A 17,837-nucleotide genomic window follows, 5' to 3' on the forward strand; every position below is an offset into this window, starting at 1 on the left:
CCGCCCCGCCCAGCCCCCCGTGGCGCTGGGCGGGACACGCTCCGTGCCCCCTGGGTCAGGAGCGGGCCGGGGCGGGCTCCCTGGTCGGTTCGGGGGGCGGGGTCGAGGTCTCGTGGAGGCCGAAGCGGTCGTGGAAGGGGCGGAGCCAGGCGGGGAGCCACCAGAGGGCCGCGCCGCCCAGGCGCATGGTGGCGGGGAGCAGCGCGCCGCGGATCAGGGTGGCGTCCATCAGCACCGCCAGCGGAAGGCCGATGCCGAGGGCCTTGAGGAAGACGATGTCCGAGACCAGGAAGGCCAGGAAGACGATGGAGAGCGTGGCCGCGGCGGCCGTGACGATGCGGCCGATGCGTTCCAGGCCGAACGCCACGGCCCTGGTCGGGTCGCCCGAGTGCTCGTACTCCTCCCGGATCCGGGAGAGCAGGAAGACCTGGTAGTCCATGCCGAGGCCGAAGGCGATGGCGAACAGCAGGATCGGCACGGTGCCGACCACGTTGCCGGTGGCGGTGAAGTCCAGCAGACCGGCCAGGTGGCCGTCCTGGAAGCCCCAGACCAGGGCGCCGAAGGTCGCGGTGAGGCCGATCGAGCTGAGCACCATGGCGAGCAGCGGGAGCAGCACGCTGCCGGTGAGCAGGAACAGCAGCACGTACATGGCGACGAGCAGGGTCAGTCCCGCGGTGGCCAGCCGGTCGGTGATGGCGTCGATGCCGTCCATGGCGACGGCGGTCGGGCCGCCCACCAGGGCCTCGGTCGGGGCGTCGAGGGCGCGGACGTCGTGGACCAGGTCCTGGGTCTCGGCGCTGGGCAGTGGCTCGGGGACGACCGCGAGGTGGATGCCGCCGCCGGCCGCGAAGGACTGGTGCAGGGCGTCGGGCGGGGCGATCTGGCTGCCCTGGACGTAGCTGCCGGTGCTGGTGTCCACCCGGGCGACGCCGGGGAGTTCGGTGAGCGCGGCGGCGTACACGGCGACGGCGTCGAGGTCCTCGGGAGCCCGCGGGAGGACCACGTTGATGGCCTGGCTCTCGCCGGAGTCGTAGTCGGCGCGGAGGGTTTCCGCGACCTGCCTGGCCGAGCTGGACGGGGGCAGCACCCGCTCGTCCGCGGCGCCCATCTCGATGCTCAGGAACGGCACGCCGAGCAGCAGCAGTCCGCCGGCCACCAGGGTGGCGATGGGGACGGGGCGGCGCATCACGAAGGAGGAGAGCCGGTGCCAGAAGCCGTTCGCCAGGTCGGCGTCGCTCGTCGGAGCCGGGGTGCGGCGCGGCAGCGGGAGGCGGCCCTTCTCGACGCGCGGGCCGAGGACGGCGAGCAGCGCGGGGAGCACGGTGAGGGTGACCAGGGCGGTGAGCAGCGCGACCGCGACGCCGGAGTAGGCGATGGAGCGGAGCGCGAGCAGCGGGAACCAGGCCAGGCAGGCCAGTGTGACGGCGACGGTGACGGCCGAGAAGAGCACGGTGCGGCCGGCGGACAGCATCATGACGCGGATCGCGGCACCGTTGTCCCGGCCGGCGGCCAGCTCCTCGCGGTAGCGGCTGACCATCAGCAGGCTGTAGTCGACGGCGAGGCCGAGGCCGAGCAGGGTCACCACGTTGAGGGCGAGGATGGAGATGCTGGTGAAGGAGGACAGCGCCCAGATCAGGCCGACCGAGAGCAGGATGGTGACGGCGCCGATGACCAGCGGCAGGGCGGCGGCCACCAGGCTGCCGAAGATCAGCACCAGCACCAGCAGCATCACCGGGAAGGCGATCGTCTCGCCGCGCACCGCGTCCTGGACACTGAGCTCGCCGAGCTCCTTGTTGACCATGGCGGCGCCGCCGATCTCGACGGTGAGTCCTTCGCTGGCGCCCTCGTAGTCCGGCTGGAGGTCGGTGAGCCGTTGGGTGGCCTCGTTCTCGTCGCCGTCGATGGAGGCCATGATCAGCGCCGACTCGCCGTCGTTGCCGCGGAGTTGGGGGGCGCCGGTCGCCCAGTAGGAGGTGACGTCCGAGATCCCGGGCTCGGCGGCCAACCGCTCGGTGAGGGCGGCGCCCGCGGCGGCCGCGGCCGGGTCGTCGACGCCGTCAGGGGCGCGCACCAGCAGCGCCAGGTCGAGGTCTTCGCGGCCGAAGCGCTCGGTCAACTCCGTGGCGGCGCGGCCCGACTCCGAGCCTGGGTCGTCGAAGCCGCCGGCCTTCAGCCGGTCGAACCCCAGGGAGCCGAAGGCGCCGGCCACCAGCGCGAGCAGCACCGCGACCAGCAGCACCGCCCTTCGTCGGGACAGGAGGAGATCCGACAGTCTGGCGAGCATGGTCTTCCCTTCGGTCATGGGCGTCGGAAGGGAGACGGAGCGGGGGCCCCGGGATGTGACATCGACCCTCTCGGCGGGAACATGACACGCACACCGGAGGGGGCTGTACGCGGGTCCCTGGGACGGTCCGCGTGTCCGGCGGGACTTCCACCTGCCACGGAGCAGCCCAATGAGCCGATTCGCCCGGCGCGCCAGCCTGCTGTGCTGCGCGCTGCTCCGGCGCGACCTCCGGAACGCCGGGTACACCAGTGTCGACTTCGTCGGCACCCAGGCCCTCAGGGCTGCGGCTTCGCCTACGACGACAACCACGAGGGCCACGGCGGCATCCTCGCCACCACCATGGCCGACCAGAACCAGCTGCCGCCCTGGCTCGCCGGCCACCATCCTGGCCGCGTTCGGCCGGCTGGTCGGCCAGCTGCGCGCCAACAATCCGGAGGTCACGGTGTTGGTGGCGCGGATCCTGCCGATGAACGCCGCCAACCACGCCGAGTGCGGGCAGCGCGTCGTCGACCTCGACGCGGCGATCCCGGGCTGGGCGGCGGGCATGTCCACCGCCCAGTCACCGGTCGTCGCCGTGGACCAGTGGACCGGGTTCAACCCGGCCACCGACACCTGCGACGGCGTGCACCCGAACGACGCGGGCAACGTGAAGCTCGCCGCCCGCTGGTATCCGGCGCTCGTGCGCTCTCTGGGCTAGTAGCGCGCCGAGGAGCCGGTGGGCACCGGCCGCACGGCGGGCGCCGGCGGTGGCGCCGGCGCCGGCAGCGGGCGCTGGCCCACCGGCACCACCACATGGGTGGGCGGCGGGGCGGTGCGGTCGATCTCGGCGGTGAACTCCTTGCCGTCGTCCCGGCAGACGAAGTGCATCACGTGCCGGCCGGCCGCCGCCGCCCTGATCAGCCCGCCGGTGGTGGCCCACACCCCCGAGACGTAGAAGTTCCGCAGCCCCGGCAGCCCGGGCCCGTGCTTCTTGATCTGCTCCTCCATGGTCTCGCCGCTCTCCACGAACGGCTGCCAACCCAGCACCGTGCCGTCGTAGTTGCCCGTGTAGCGCACCTGGGTGAGCGGCGTCGACACGTCGCGCACCGCGATCTCGTCCTTGATCCCGGGATAGCGCTCCTCCAGCCAGGCGATCAGCGCGGTGCGCGCCCGGCGCTTGGCCGCCAGGTACTCCTTGGACCGCCGCACCGGCAGCGTGTGCATCTCGACGCCGCGGCGGGTGCGGCTGTTCTGCTCGGGGCCGTCGTGCAGCTCGCGCCAGGGCGCGATGTCGCAGAAGTAGGTGGCGTAGACCACGGAGGTCTCGTCCGGGGAGAGCTCCGGGTAGTGCATGCTGCGGAACTGCACGTTGATGCTGGGGTGCCTGATCCCCGGCAGCCTCGCCGCGTCCGCCTCGGAGAGCAGGTGGGTGGTGCACGGGTCGCCGTCCGGGAACTTCCGGCGCAGGCCGAGGAAGAGCGTGAAGTACCCGGGGAAGACCATCCCTTCCTCCTTGATGGTCTCCGTGTACAGGTGGCGGTAGGTGTCGTCCGTGTAGCGGCCGCCGAGGAACCGCATCATCGTGGTGTAGCCGTCGCAGGCCGAGACCACGATGTCGGCGCGGAACTCCCGGCCGTCCGTGAGCCGCACGCCCACCGCCCGGTCGTCCTCGACGAGCACCTCATCGACCTTCGCGTTGTAGGTGATCTCGCCGCCGAGCCGCAGATAGCGCTGCTCGATCGACCTGGCGAGCCCCAGCGAGCCGCCCTCCGGCACGCCGGCCGACAGGTTGGCGTGCGAGGCGAGCTGGAAGTAGAAGGGCAGCACCGGGAAGTTGGGGTGCTTCTCGTAGAGGATGAAGTTGAACGCCTCGCGCAGCAGCGGGTCCTTGAACTTCGCCGAGTACTCCGTCATCAGCACCGTGATGGACTTGCGGATCGTGTTGAAGTAGGGGATGAACGAGGCCAGCATCCGCCAGCGCTCCCGCCGCCCCATCAGCCCCACCGGCTTGAGGAACGGGTAGACGTTCAGCGCCTTCCGGAACTTGCGCAGGCCCTGGCAGAAGCTCCTGATCCGGCGGGCGTCGGCCGGCGAGAGGGAGATCAGGTGCGCTTCGAGGCGGTCGGGGTCGGAGTAGAAGTAGACCGCCCTGCCGTCCTGGCCGCGGACGATGTTGAAGACGTCGAAGTGCCGCATCTCCTTGCCCTGTAGGGCGCCGAGCTCCAGCCAGATCTGGTGCATCTCGTTGCCCGGGCCGTTCCCGAGGAGCCAGCTGATGCAGCAGTCCAGCGTGTAGTCGCCGCGGTCCCAGGCGGTGCAGCAGCCGCCCGGGATGTCGTGCATCTCGAAGATCCGGGTGTCGTAGCCGTTCATCTGGCCGTAGGCGCCGGTGGAGAGCCCTCCGAGCCCCGCGCCGATGATGATCATGGTCTTCCGCTGTGGGGTGGGCTGTGACGTGGACTGTGGCACGGTGTGTCCTCTCGCTGTTCGCCAAGCGGTCTTGCCGAAGTCCGGTGCGTTACCGCGCCCCGTAAGGGGCGCGGGGAACTGCGCGACCAGCCACAGCCGGCCCGTGGTTGCCTGCCCGCACTTCGAGCGGAGCGCTCAGGCGGACCGCGTGTCGAGTCTGACGGGCTTGTCGAGTTGGGGGAGGTGGCCGAGCAGGCCCGGGTGCCAGGGCTCGCGCTCCTCGCTCTCCCAGGCGCGGAACGGGACGCCGAGCTCGGCGCAGAGGAACTGCACGGCGAACCGGCCGGAGGCGGCGGCCGAGACCAGGCCGCCGGAGTGCACCCACTGGCCGGCCATCGAGAAGCCGGCGAGCCCGGGCAGCCGCATCCGGTCCTTGTTGACGACCTTGGCCAGCACGTCGTCGGCGTCGGAGAACGACTTCCAGCCGAGGATCGAGCCGTCGATGGTGCCGGTGTACCGGTTGTGGGTGGCGGGCGTGGCCACGTCGAGCACCTCGACGCGCTCGGCCAGCCCCGGGTGCTCGCGGTCCAGGAAGTCCCGGATGAACTCGGCGACCTGGGCCTTGCGGGCCCGGTACTCGCGGCGGCTGTTCTGGCGCAGCGACTTCCAGTAGGCGTAGTCGCTGAAGTAGGTGCAGTGGATCACCGAGTGGCCGGGCGGCGCGAAGCCGTCCGAGTAGCGCGACCGCAGCTGCACCACCAGGCTCCGCTGCAGAACGCCTGGCAGCCGCTCGACGTCCGCCGGGCCGAGCAGGTAGGTGGTGCTGTGCGGCGCGTCCGGCGCGACGTCGCCGCGGAAGCCGACGAACGCGGAGACCACGCCGTGGTAGATGGCCTGCGGCCGGTGCATCAGGTCGGTGTACAGCCGGGTGATCCGCGGCCCGGTGAACCGGCCGCCGAGCAGGTCGTAGATCATGGTCCGGCCGTCGCAGGCACCGATGACGTGGTCGGCGTAGTGGCGGGTGCCGTCCCTCAGCTCGACGCCGACGGCGCGGCCCTCCTCCACCAGGATCCGCTCCACCCGGGCCCGGTAGCTGATGTCGCCGCCGAGCTCCAGGTAGCGCCGCTCGATGGACCGCGAGAGGCCGAGCGAACCGCCCTGCGGGAAGCCGGCGTTGTCGTGGTACGCGGCGGCCAGGTTGAAGAGGTAGGGCAGCAGCGGGAACGTCTCGTGGTCCTGGAAGAAGATGAACGGGAACGCCCGCCGCAGCAGCGGGTCCTGGAACCGCTCGGTGAACGACTCCATCTGGGTGGTGGCCGTGCGGTAGAACAGGCCCATCGCCGGCAGCAGCGTGCGCAGGGTGCGCAGCTTCTCGCGCGGCGTCAGCAGCGCCTTCGGCTTGAGGAACGAGAACACGTCCTCCAGCTCGGTGAACCGCCGCAGGTAGCGGCAGAAGGCGTGGATCGGCTCGGCGTCCGCCGGGGAGAGCTCCAACAGGTGGCGCTCGAGACGGTCCGGGTCGCGGTAGAACGTGACGGCCCGGCCGTCCTCGCCGACGACGCGGTTGAACATGTCGAAGTTCTGCACGGACTTGCCGTCCAGCGCGCCGAGCTCCCGCCACACCTGGTGCGCCTCGTTGCCCGCGGCGGTGCCGAGCAGCCACTCGATGCAGTAGTCGAAGACGTAGCCCTTGCGGGCCCAGGCGGTGCAGCCACCGCCCGGCAGCACGTGCCGCTCGAAGATCCGGGTGTCCATGCCGCTCATCTGGGCGTAGCAGCCCGCGGCCAGGCCGGCGATGCCGCCGCCGACGATGATCACCCGGGGCCGCGCGGCGCCCGGCTCGCCGGGCTCGGGTGGTCTTTCACGTGGCATGGGGGCCTCCACTCTCGCTGTCGCTGTCCTCCGCCTCGGCGGCGGAGCGGGAGTTGAGCTGGCGCAGCGCCTGGGTGTCGAGCTGCGGGAGGTGGCCGAGCCTGGCCCGGTGCCACCGGCCGCCGCCCCCCTCGCTCGGGGAGGGGCGGAACGGCAGCCCGAACTCGTCGCAGAGGAACTGGGCCGTGAACCGGCCGGTGGTGGCGGCGCGGATCAGGCCGCCCATGCCGACCCACTGGCCGGTCATGGAGAAGCCGGCGAGGCCCGGCAGCCGCATCCGGTCCCGGTTGATCAGCTTGGTGACCTCGTCGTCGGCCGGCGAGAACGGCTTCCAGGCGAAGATGGTGCCGTTGTGGTTGCCCGTGTAGCGGTGGGCGGTGACCGGGGTGGCGATGTCCGTCACCTCGATCCGCTCGGCGATGCCGGGGTAGAGCCGGGCGAGGAAGCCGCGCTGGAAGTCGGCCACCCGGCGCTTGGTGGCCCAGTACTCCCGGCGGTCGTGGGTGCGGAGCTTCTTCCACGCCTCGTAGTCGCTGAAGTAGGTGCAGCGGATCACCGACTTGCCGGGCGGCGCGAAGCCGTCCCAGTAGTGGTTGAACAGCTGCACCACCATGGTGCTGTGCAGGCCGCCGAAGAGCCTGGCACCCTCCTCGGGGGGCAGCAGGTAGGTGGTGCTGTGCGGGTCGTCGGTGTCGACCGGCCCGTCGACGCCGAAGTAGGTGGAGACGGCGGCCGGGAACAGGTTGTCCGGGTCGTGCAGCATCTTCCGGTAGAGCCGGTCGATCCGGGGGCTGGTGTACCGGCCGCCGAGCAGCCCGTTGATCGTGGTGTTGCCGTCGCAGGCGGAGACCACGTGGTCGGCGAGGATCCGGGTGCCGTCCTTCAACTGGACGCCGACGGCCCGGTCCCGCTCCACCAGGATCCGCTCCACCCGGGCCCGGCAGGCGAGTTGGCCGCCGAGCGCCGTGTACCGCTCCTCGACGGAGCGCACCAGGCCGAGCGAACCCCCTTCCGGGAAACCGGCGTTGCCGTTGTGCGCCCTGGCCATGCCGTACAGGTAGGGCAACACGGGGAAGCCCACCGGGTCCTGGAGGATGATGTTGGGCAACGCGCGGCGCAGCAGCGGGTCCGTGAACCGCTCGGCGAAGTCCGCCATCTGGGTGGTGGCGGTGCGGTAGAAGAGCCTGAGCAGCGGCAGGGTGGCCAGCGCCGTGCGCAGCTTCTCGCGCCGGGACTTCAGCGGCGGCGGCGTGAGGATCGGGTAGGGGTGGGCGCCCGCGAAGCCCCGCAGATAGCGGCAGAGCTGCCGGATCGGCGCCGCGTCGGCCGGGGAGAGCTCCAGCAGGTGGCGCTCCAACCGGTCCGGGTCGTTGTAGAAGGTGACGGCGCGGCCCGACTCGTCCATCACCCGGTTGAACATGTCGAAGTGGGCGATCTCCTTGCCGTCGAGCGCGCCCAGCTCCCGCCACACCTGGGCCGCCTCGCCCGACTCGCCGGTGCCGCTCAGCCAGTCGACGCAGTAGTCGAAGAGATAGCCCTTGCGGGCCCAGGCGGTGCAGTAGCCGCCCGGCAGCACGTGCTTCTCCAGGATCAGGGTGTCCATGCCGCTCATCTGGGCGTAGCAGCCGGTGGCGAGACCGGCGATGCCGCCGCCGACGATGACGACCCGGGGGCGGCCGCCCGGCGACGCCGGGCGGCCCCAGTCGGTGACGCGGTCAGGCAGCACGCGATTCACCGCCCGTCAGCACGGAGCGGGTGAGCAGCGCGTTGTGGACCAGGGGCCCCTCGTCGAGCATGTCGGCGTGGACCCCGGCGCCGCGCAGCACCGCGGAGTGGGTGGTGGAGGTGGCGTGCCAGCTGCCGTGCTTGCCGGCCGCGTAGAACGCCGCCTTCTCCTCGTCCGAGATGACCGTGACGGCGGCCGCGACCGTGCCGGTGTTGGGGGTGCGGCTGCAGAAGTCCAGGTAGTCTCTGGCCTGTTCCAACGTCTCGTCGGCGACGAGGTCCGAGCCGAGGTGCTTGCGCAGGTGCTCGCGCAGCTCGTGCTCGAACGCCCGGAAGTGCTCGGGGCCCATCTCGAAGGCCTCCGGGATCCGGTACGAGTCCATGATGATCACGTCCGACACCTCGCGGCCCCTGGACTCCAGCTCCTTGGCCACCTCGAACGCCAGGTTGCCGCCGAGCGAGTAGCCGAAGAGCACGCAGGGGCCGCTCGGCTGGAGCGACTCCACCAGGTCGGCGTAGCGCGCCACCTTGTCGTCTCCCGTCAGGTAGTTGAAGGAGAGGAACCGGTACTCGGGCAGCCGGGCGGCCAGTTGGCGGTACACCAGGCCGTGGCCGCCGGCGGGCGGGAAGCAGAACAGTGGGCTGCGCCGCTCCCCGTTGGAGGTGCCCTCGTTGAACGTGAGATGCGGCTGGGCGCCGGCGATCCGGCCCGTGGTGATGTCCTCCACGGTGCGGGCCATCCCGTGCAGGGTGGTGACCCGGAACAGCTGGCTCACCTGGATCGAGATGTTGAACTCCTGCTGGAGGTGGTGGATCAGCTCGATCAGCCGGATCGAGCTGCCGCCGACCTCGAAGAAGTCGTGGTGCAGGCCCACCGACTCGATGCCGAGGAGCGCCTTCCAGTGCTCCGCCATCCGCACCTCGAACAGGGTGGTCGGCGGCTCGGCCGCCTCCTCGTCGAGGTCGGTGGGCGGCGCCGGCAGCGCCGCCACGTCCACCTTGCCGTTGGGGGTGAGCGGCAGCGCCTCCAACTCCACGAAGGCGGACGGGATCAGGTACGTCGGCAGGTAGCCGGCCAGGTGGCGCCTGAGCTCCCTGGCGTCGAGCGGGGTGCCGTCGGCCGGCACGCAGTAGGCGCACAGCGTCGCCTCGCCGCGGGCGTCCCTGCGGACGGTGACCACGGCCGAGGCGAGCCCCGGCCAGGCGGTCAGCTGGGACTCCACCTCGCCCAGCTCGATACGGTGGCCGCGGACCTTGATCTGCGAGTCGGACCTGCCGAGCAGGTGCACCCCGCCGGCGGCGTCCCAGTGGGCCAGGTCGCCGGTGCGGTAGAGCCGCACCTGCGCCGCGCCAGGCTCCCGGCTGAGCGTGCGGGTGACGAACCGCCGCGCGGTCTGCTCGGGGTCGCCCGCGTAGCCGAGGGCCACGCCGGAGCCGCCGATCCACAGCTCGCCCGGCACGCCGGCCGGCACCGGCTCGCCCTGCGTGTCCAGGACGTAGAGCGCGCTGCCGGGGAGCGGCCGGCCGACGGGCACCATCCGGCTCGGTTCGAGACCCGTGGTCGGGCCCTCGAAGTAGGCGCTGTCGATGGTGGCCTCGGTGAGCCCGTACGAGTTGACCACCCGGGTGTCGGGGCCGCAGCGGGCCCGCAGCCGCTCGTACTCGGCGACCTTCCAGGCGTCCGAGCCGACGACCACCAGACGCATGAAGTCCAGCCGGGCGTCCACCGCCTCGCAGTGGTCGAGCAGCCCGCGCACCACCGCCGGCACGAACTCGCCGGCGTCCACGCCCTCCTCGCGCATGGTGGCGTAGAGCCGGGCCGTGTTGAACAGCAGCTCGCGGCCGATCAGCACCAGGGTGCCGCCCGAGCAGAGGGCGCGCACCAGGTCGCCGGTGAAGACGTCGAACGAGGGCGCCGCCATCTGGAGGTGGACGCCGACCTCGCTCTCCAGCCGGTACTCGGCGCGCCAGCCGGCGTAGGCCGCGGCGAGCGAACGGTGGCTGACCCGCACCGCCTTGGGACGGCCCGTGGAGCCCGAGGTGTAGATCACGTAGGCGGGGGAGTCGAGGCCGGCGGCGGCGGCCGCGGCCGGCGGCGCCTCGGCGCCCTCGGCCGGCAGCTCGGCCGACGAGACGGCGGGCGCCTTGGCGCCGGCCAGCCGCTTCGCGCCGCGCTCCTCGGCGATCACCAGCGCGGCGCCCGCCGTGTCCGCCATGTAGGTGAGCCGGCCCGCCGGGTGCTCCGGGTCGAGCGGCAGGTAGGCGCCGCCCGCCTTGAGGACCGCCAGCAGCGCCGTCACCAGCGAAGGCGACTTCTCCAGGCAGACCGCCACCACCGAGCCCTCGCCCACGCCCCTGGCCCGCAGCCCGCGGGCCAGCAGCTCGGCGCCGGCCTCCAGCTCGGCGTAGCTCAGCCGCTCGGCCGGGCCGGACTCGGCGGGCGCCGACAGCGCCACCACGTCCGGGTGTTCGCCGGCGACCTCCGCGATCAGCTCGTGCACCGGCAGCGCCACCGGCTCGACCCGGGTCGCGCCGCTCCAGTCGTCGAGGATGTGCCGCCGCTCCTCGACGCCGAGCATCGCCAGGCCGTCGATCGGCTGGTCGCCGGGCGAACCGGTCAGCTCGGCCAGCAGGTTGACGTAGTGCCCGGCCATCCGCCGCACCGTCTCCGGCACGAACAGGTCGGTGTTGTACTTGAACACGCAGTGGAAGCGGCCCTCGGACTCCTCCTCGTAGGCCGACAGCGTGAGATCGAACTGGCCCTCTTCCTCAGGTAGTTCGATGTAGTCGAGCCGGTAGCCGTACTTCTGGGTGGCCACCTTGTGGTGCAGCAGGATGAACATCGCCTGGAAGACCGCCGACCGGCTGGGGTCGTGCTGGAGGCCCAGCTTCTCCACCAGCAGCGTGAACGGGTACTCCTGGTTGTCGAGGCCGCCGAGCACGACGGTGCGCACCTGGTCGAGCAGTTCGGCGATCGACGGCGCCCCCGCCAGGTCCGCGTGCAGCGGCAGCGGGTTGACGAAGTAGCCGTAGACGCTGGCGAACTCCTCCTGGGTGCGGCCGGTGACCGGGCTGCCGACGATGACGTCGTCCTGCCCCGAGTACCGGTGGAGCAGCACGTAGTAGGCGGCGAGCAGCACCATGAACACCGTGACGTTGTGCTCGCGGGCCAGCGCGTGCACCCGGGAGCTCAGCTCCTCGTCGAGGACGAAGAACTCGGACGCGCCGTTGTGCGTCATCACGGCGGGACGCGGCTTGTCCGTCGGCAGGTTGAGGATCGGCACCTCCGCCGGCAGGTGCGACGTCCAGTACTCCAGCATCCGCCGCGCCTCGGGCCCGGCCAGGAACTCGTTCTGCCAGTTGAGGAAGTCGAGGTAGCGGGCCGAGACGGGCGGCAGCTCCACCCGGCGACCCTGCCGCAGCCCCTCGTAGAGCGCCAGCAGCTCCTCGATGAAGGTGAAGGTGGAGATGGCGTCCGAGACGATGTGGTGGACGGCCTTCATGATCAGCCACCGGTCGGGCCCGCGCCTGAAGAGCCGGAACCTGAACAGCGGGTCACGCTCCAGGTCGTAGGGCGCCCGGTACTCGTCGATGATCGTCTGGTAGATCTCCTCCCAGGGGGTGTCCTCGACGTCGAACAGCTTCAGGTCCACATCGACTTCGGCGGAGATCCGCTGCACCGGCTGCCCGTCCGCCAGCAGGAAGTTGGCCCGCAGGCTCGGGTGCCTGGCCACCAGCGCCCGCACCGCCTCGAACATCAACTCGGGGTCGAGTTCGACGCGGACCTCGACGGCGCCGCCGATGTTGTAGGCGAAGCCGTCCGGGTGGAGCTGCTTCAGGAACCACTGGGCCTGCTGGTTCTGCGTCAGCGGATAGCGCGACGCGTCCTCGAACCGCTCGACGGCCGCCTCGCCGCCCTCACCAGCGCCGTCCGCCACCAGGCCGAGCAGGCCGTCGTGCGCCTGCGCGATCAGCTCGCTCATCGGCGCGCTGCTCAGCAGCGCCACCACCGGCAGCGCCACCTGGAGCTCGGTCTGCACCCGGGAGCGCAGCTCCATCGCCAACAGCGAGTCGAGACCGAGCGAGCCCAGGCTGACGGCCGGGTCCACCCGCTCGGCGGGGACCCGCAGCACCGTGGCCACCAGGGCGGTGAACCGCTCGGTCAGCAGCAGCGACCGCTTCTCCTCGCCGGCCTCCCGGAACGCGTCGAGGAAACTGCTCGCCTCGCCGGCCGCCGAGCCACTGCCGGCCGCCGCCAACTCGGCCACCAGCGGCGGCGGCACGTCGTACCAGGCGAGGAACGTCGGCCAGTCGACGATGGTGGCCACCACGAGCCGCGCCCGGTCCTGGCCGATCACCCGCTCGAGCACCGCCATGCCGGCCTCCGGCGCGAGCGAGCTCATGCCCCGGCTGTTGCGGTAGTGGTCGATCAGGCCCAGGTCCTCGATCATGCCGGTGGCCCACGGGCCCCAGTCCAGGCTGAGCGCCGGCAGCCCGGCGGCCCGCCGGTGCTGCGCCAGCGCGTCCAGGAAGGCGTTCCCCGCCGCGTAGTTGGTCTGCCCGGCGGTGGTCAGCACCGAGGCCACCGAGGCGAACAGCACGAAGTGCTCCAGCGGCTCCTCCGCCAGCACCCGGTGCAGCACGGTCGCGCCGGCCACCTTCGGGTCGTAGACCCCGTCGAAGGTGGCCCGGTCCATCTCCGGCACCCGGGTGTCCCGCACCTGGCCGGCCAGGTGGAACACGCCACGGATCGGCGGCGCGTCGCTCCGCCGGTACTCGTCGAGCCAGCCGGCGAACGCCGCCTCGTCAGTGACGCTCAACCGCACCACCACCGGGTGGGCGCCGAGCTCCTCCAACTCCTTGACCAGCGCCACGTTGCGGGCGGCCGGCGAGGCCGGGTCGAGGTCGCGCCACTCGGCGCGCGGCGGCAGCGGCGTGCGGCCCACCAGGATCAGGCGGCGGGCGCCGCGTCTGACCAGCGTGCGGCAGAGCAGCCGGCCGAGCGCGCCGAACGCGCCCGTCACCAGGTAGCCGCCGTCCGCCCTGAGCCGCAGCGGCAGCGGACGGCTCAACTCCTCGGCCTGCCGCAGCCGGCTGGTGAGCCGACGGCCGCCGCGCAGCGCGATCTCGTCCTCGTCGGTGGCGGCCAACTCCCGCAGCAGCGCCCGGGCCTCGGCCTGCCGGGCCGCCGGCTCCGCGCCGCCGCCCAGCTCCAGGTCGACCAGCTTCCCCTGGCGCCCCGGCAGCTCCTGGTACCACAGCACCCGGCCGATGCCCCAGGCCGGCGCGCCGAGCGGCTCGACCGCGGCGCCCTCGACCACCGCCTGGGCGCCCCTGGTGACCACCAGCGGCCGGCCCGGGTGCCCGCCGTCGAGCAGCGCCTGGGCGAGGGTGATCAGCGAGAACCCGCCGCGCGTGGCGTGCTCGCCGAGCGCGGCCCGCTCGCTGGCCTCGAACTCCGGCAGGTCCAGGTTCCACAGGTGCACGATCGCGTCGAACGGGCCTCCCGCCGCCGTGAGTTCGGCGAGCAGCCGGCCGAAGTGGCCGGCCGAGCCCGGGTCGACGGTGGACTCGTCGCGCGCCGTGTCCAGCGCGTAGCGCTCGCCGGCCCGCACCAGGTGGCAGCTGCCGCCGTGGGCCCGCGCCGCGGCCGCCAGCTCGTCGCCGAGCCCCGACTCGTCGGCCAGGATCAGCAGCCGGCCAGGCGCCTGGTGGATCCGCTCGGCCAACTCGGCGGCGAGCGGCGCCTCCTGCCAGGCGACGTCCGTCAGCCAGCCGTCGATCGTGGACAGGCCGACCGAGGTGGCGGCCTTCTCCACGTTGGCCGCCCGGAAGCCGGAGATCCGCCCGAGGGAGGCGCCGTCCTCGCCGTAGACCGTGATGTCGCCCACCAGGTCGTCGTCGCCGCGCCGGCTGATGGTGGCGTGCACCCACAGCGGCTGGTCGCCCACCGCGTCGAAGCGGACCTCGCCGATGGACAGCGGCAGCCGGATCCCGGTGTCCGCCGGGTCGTCCTGGCCGCCGTCGAGCAGTTGCGGGGTGAGCAGCGTCTGGAAGCAGGAGTCGAGCAGCACCGGGTGCAGGTGGTGCCTGGCCGCGTCGTCCCCGATGGCGGCGGGCGGCCGGATCAGCGCCAGCGCCTCGTCCGCGCCGATCCACACCCGCTCGATGCCCTGGAAGGCCGGGCCGTAGTGGTAGCCGAGGCCGGCCAGCGCCGCGTAGCAGTCGGGCCCGGCCAGCTCGCGGGCGGCGCGCCCGGTGATCGCGGCCCGGTCGAGCGCGACGCCGAGCCGGCGCCGCTGCCCGGCCCTGACCACGCCGCTGGCGTGCACCACCCGCTCCTGGGCGCCGCCGCGCGGCACGCTCGCGACGGTGAACCCGGCGCCCTCGCCGGAGAACGACAGCTGGACCGTGCCGGCCTCGCCCTCGGGCAGGAACAGCGCCTTGCGCAGCTCGACGTCGGCCAGCGCCGCGTCCGTCGAGCCGGTCAGCGCGCGCACCGCCTGGGTGGCCATCTCCAGGTAACCGGCGGCCGGGAAGAGCACGTTGCCCTGGATCCTGTGGTCCTCCAGGTACGGCAGCGCCTCGGCGTCGAGACGGGCCTCCCACACCGGCTCGGCGGACGCCAACCGGCGCCCGAGCAGCGGGTGTTCGAGCCGGCCGAGCCTGACCTGCGCCACCGGCGCCGGCTCCACCCAGTACCGGTCGCGGCGCCACGGGTAGCGGGGCAGCGTCACCGGGGAGCCGGTCGGGTGCTGCGCCCGCCAGTCGATGTCCACGCCCAGGTTGTGCAGCGCGGCGAGCGACATGGCGAACCGCTCGGGCTCGTCCTCCTGGCGGCGGATCGACGGCACCGCCACGCCCGTGGCGCCGCGCTCGTCGAGGCACTCGCGGATCGAGTGGCCGAGCACCGGGTGCGGGCCGATCTCCAGGAAGATCCCGTAGCCGTCGGCGGCGAGCCGGTCGATGGCGGCCTTGAAGTACACCCGCTCGCGGACGTTGAGGTACCAGTAGTCGGCGTCCAGTTCGGTGCCGAGCGCGAGCACGCCCTCCTGGGCGGTGAGGTAGAGCGGCACCTGGGCCGGCCCGGGCTTGAGGTCGGCCAGCGAGCTGAGCAGCTCCTCCCTGATGTCGGCCATCCGGGCGCTGTGGTACGGCACCTTGACCGTGAGGAACTTGGCGAACACCTGCTCGGCCTTGAGCTCGGCGGCCAGCTGGGCGAGCGCGTCCTCGTCGCCGGCGAGCGTCATCCCGGTCGGCGAGTTGACCGCGGCGATCGAGACCCGGTCGCCGTAGGGGCGGACCCGGCGGGCCGCGTCCCGCTCGGAGAGGGACACCGCGAGCATGGTGCCGGTGCCCACCAGCTGTTGCTGGAGCCGGCTGCGGTGCACCACGACGCGCGCCGCGTCCTCCAGGGTGTAGACGCCCGCCTCGTGGAACGCGGCGACCTCGCCCGTGCTGTGGCCCACGATCGCGTCCGGGGTGATCCCGCGGCTGCGCCAGAGCGCGGCAAGACCCACCTGGACGGCGAAGTTGGCCGGCTGGGCCAGCCAGGTCTCCGCCATGTCGGAGTCGGCCTCGTCGGCCGACATCTCGGCGATCAGCGACCAGCCGGTGAGCTTGCCGATCGCCGCGTCGACCCGCTCGACCGCCTCCCGGTACACCGGCTCCGTCTCGAACAGCTGCCGGCCCATGGCCCACCACTGCGGGCCCATGCCGGTGAACACCCAGACCAGGCGGCGCTCCTCGGCGTCGAGCCGCTGCCCGGTCAGCACCCGCGGGTGCTCCTCGCCGCGCTCGAAGGCGGCCAGCGCCTCGTCGAGCGAGGCGCGGGACGAGTAGACGACGGAGAGCCGCGACTCCAGGTGCTGCCTGCGGTGGGCCAGGGTGTGCCCCAGGTCCTCAAGGGCGACCGGCGCGCCGCCGTGCGAGCCGGCCAACTCGCCCCGGATGCCGGTGACCAGCTCGGGGAAGGCCGCCGGGTCGCGGGCGGTCAGCGGCAGGATGGCGTACGCCGGTCCCGGCACGACGTCCTCGGGCGGCGCGGCGGCCACCCGGGCCGGCGCCTCCTCCAGCAGCACGTGCGCGTTGGTGCCGCCGAAGCCGAACGAGTTGACCCCGGCGCGGGCCGGGCCCTCGTGCGCCGGCCAGGGGGTGAGCTCGGTGGGGATCCGGAAGGGCAGGCTCGCCCCGTCGATCTTCGGGTTGAGCTCCTCCAGGTTGATGTGCGGCGGGATCACCCGGTGCCGCAGGCACAGCACCGTCTTGATCAGTCCCGCGATGCCGGCGGCCGACTCGGTGTGCCCGATGTTGGTCTTGACCGAGCCCACGTAGCAGGGCGCGCCCGGCGGCCGCCCGCTGGCCAGCGCCCTGGCCAGCGCGTTGGCCTCGATCGGGTCGCCGACGGGGGTCGAGGTGCCGTGCGCCTCCACGTACTGGAGGGCTCCGGGGGCGATCCCGGCCTCCGCGCAGACCCGCTCGATCAGCGCCACCTGGGCGTCGGCGTTGGGGACGGTGATGCCGTTGGTGCGGCCGTCCTGGTTGACGCCCGAGCCGATGATCACCGCGTGCACCGGGTCGCCGTCCCGCAGCGCGTCCGACAGGCGCTTGATCGCCACCACGCCGACGCCCTCGGCCCGCACATAGCCGTTGGCGGAGGCGTCGAAGGTGCGGGACCTGCCGTCGGCGGAGAGGAAGCCGCCCTTGGTCTCGGCGATGGTGTACTGCGGCGCCGAGTGCAGCAACGTGCCACCGGCCAGGGCGAGTCGGGTCTCGCCGCGGGCCAGGCTCTGGCAGGCGAGGTGGACGGCGACCAGCGAGGAGCTGCACGCGGAGTCGAGGGAGACGCTGGGGCCCCGGAAGTCGAAGCAGTACGAGATCCGGTTCGAGACCATCGTCATCATCGTGCCGGTCGCGGTGTGGGCGGCCAGCGTCTCGAAGCTCAGGTCGGCGAACTGGAGGATCTTGTAGTCCAGGGTGAAGGCGCCGACGAAGACGCCCACGTCCTGGCCGGCCAGTTCGCCGGGTTTCTGGCCGCCGTCCTCCAGGGCCTCCCAGGCGACCTCCAGCAGCTTCCGCTGCTGCGGGTCCATGTGTTCCGCCTCGCGCGGGGAGATCCCGAAGAAGGCCGGGTCGAACTCGTCGAAGCCGTCGATGTAGCCGCCGCGGCCGCCGATCAGCCGGCCGGGCTTCGCCTGGTCCCGGCTGCCGAGCGTCGTCACGTCGTAGCGGTCGGCCGGGGTGGGCGTGAGGCAGTCCTTGCCGGCGACGAGGTTCTGCCAGAAGGCGCGGTAGTCACTGGCGCCGCCGGGCAGCCGGCAGCCCATGCCGATGATGGCGAACTTCTCCGTGGTGGGTTGCGGTGCGGCGGACTGCGGTGCGGCGGCGGTGGCCGGGGTGGCGACGTTGGGTGCGTCCGTCATGAGGTCGATCTCCTTGGATGGGCGCGCTGGGGATCAGGGCGCCGTGCGGTGGCTCGGGGACGGTGGGGCGATGACGCGGGGGGACGGGGGCGCCGCGGTGGTGCGGTGGGGACGCGGCGCGGCGCGGACCGGCACGGTGACGGTGT

Annotated in this window: 6 protein-coding genes; 1 reads left to right on the top strand and 5 read right to left on the bottom strand. The window is 72.6% G+C overall.

Going from position 1 to position 17,837, the window contains the following annotated elements:
• Positions 1 to 55: 55 nt before the first annotated feature.
• On the bottom strand, positions 56 to 2,284 hold the full coding sequence (locus ACYVPE_RS19045) for an MMPL family transporter (protein WP_461034838.1): 2,229 nt from the start codon (positions 2,282 to 2,284) through the stop codon (positions 56 to 58).
• A gap of 169 nt (positions 2,285 to 2,453) precedes the next feature.
• Between ACYVPE_RS19045 and ACYVPE_RS19050 the strand changes: the two genes are divergently transcribed.
• A complete protein-coding gene (locus ACYVPE_RS19050; protein ID WP_461034839.1) occupies positions 2,454 to 2,981 on the top strand; it encodes an SGNH/GDSL hydrolase family protein in 528 nt (175 codons plus the stop codon).
• Here ACYVPE_RS19050 and ACYVPE_RS19055 read toward each other — a convergent pair.
• The 4 genes from ACYVPE_RS19055 to ACYVPE_RS19070 all read right to left on the bottom strand — a co-directional run bounded on the left by ACYVPE_RS19055 (position 2,978) and on the right by ACYVPE_RS19070 (position 17,691).
• Positions 2,978 to 4,690 (bottom strand): phytoene desaturase family protein, encoded by a 1,713-nt coding sequence (locus ACYVPE_RS19055; RefSeq protein WP_461034864.1) that lies wholly within the window; start codon positions 4,688 to 4,690, stop codon positions 2,978 to 2,980. The two genes, ACYVPE_RS19050 and ACYVPE_RS19055, sit on opposite strands and share 4 nt — an antisense overlap.
• 177 nt (positions 4,691 to 4,867) lie before the next feature.
• A complete protein-coding gene (locus ACYVPE_RS19060) occupies positions 4,868 to 6,544 on the bottom strand; it encodes a phytoene desaturase family protein (RefSeq protein ID WP_461034840.1) in 1,677 nt (558 codons plus the stop codon).
• Positions 6,534 to 8,270 carry a phytoene desaturase family protein gene (locus ACYVPE_RS19065; protein ID WP_461034841.1) on the bottom strand — a complete coding sequence of 579 codons (1,737 nt, stop codon included), beginning with the start codon at positions 8,268 to 8,270 and terminating at the stop codon, positions 6,534 to 6,536. Before ACYVPE_RS19065 ends, ACYVPE_RS19060 begins: the two co-directional genes overlap by 11 nt.
• On the bottom strand, positions 8,260 to 17,691 hold the full coding sequence (locus tag ACYVPE_RS19070; RefSeq protein WP_461034842.1) for an amino acid adenylation domain-containing protein: 9,432 nt from the start codon (positions 17,689 to 17,691) through the stop codon (positions 8,260 to 8,262). Before ACYVPE_RS19070 ends, ACYVPE_RS19065 begins: the two co-directional genes overlap by 11 nt.
• Between the last annotated feature and the right edge of the window lie 146 nt (positions 17,692 to 17,837).

It is taken from the genome of Streptomyces mayteni, assembly GCF_054783955.1.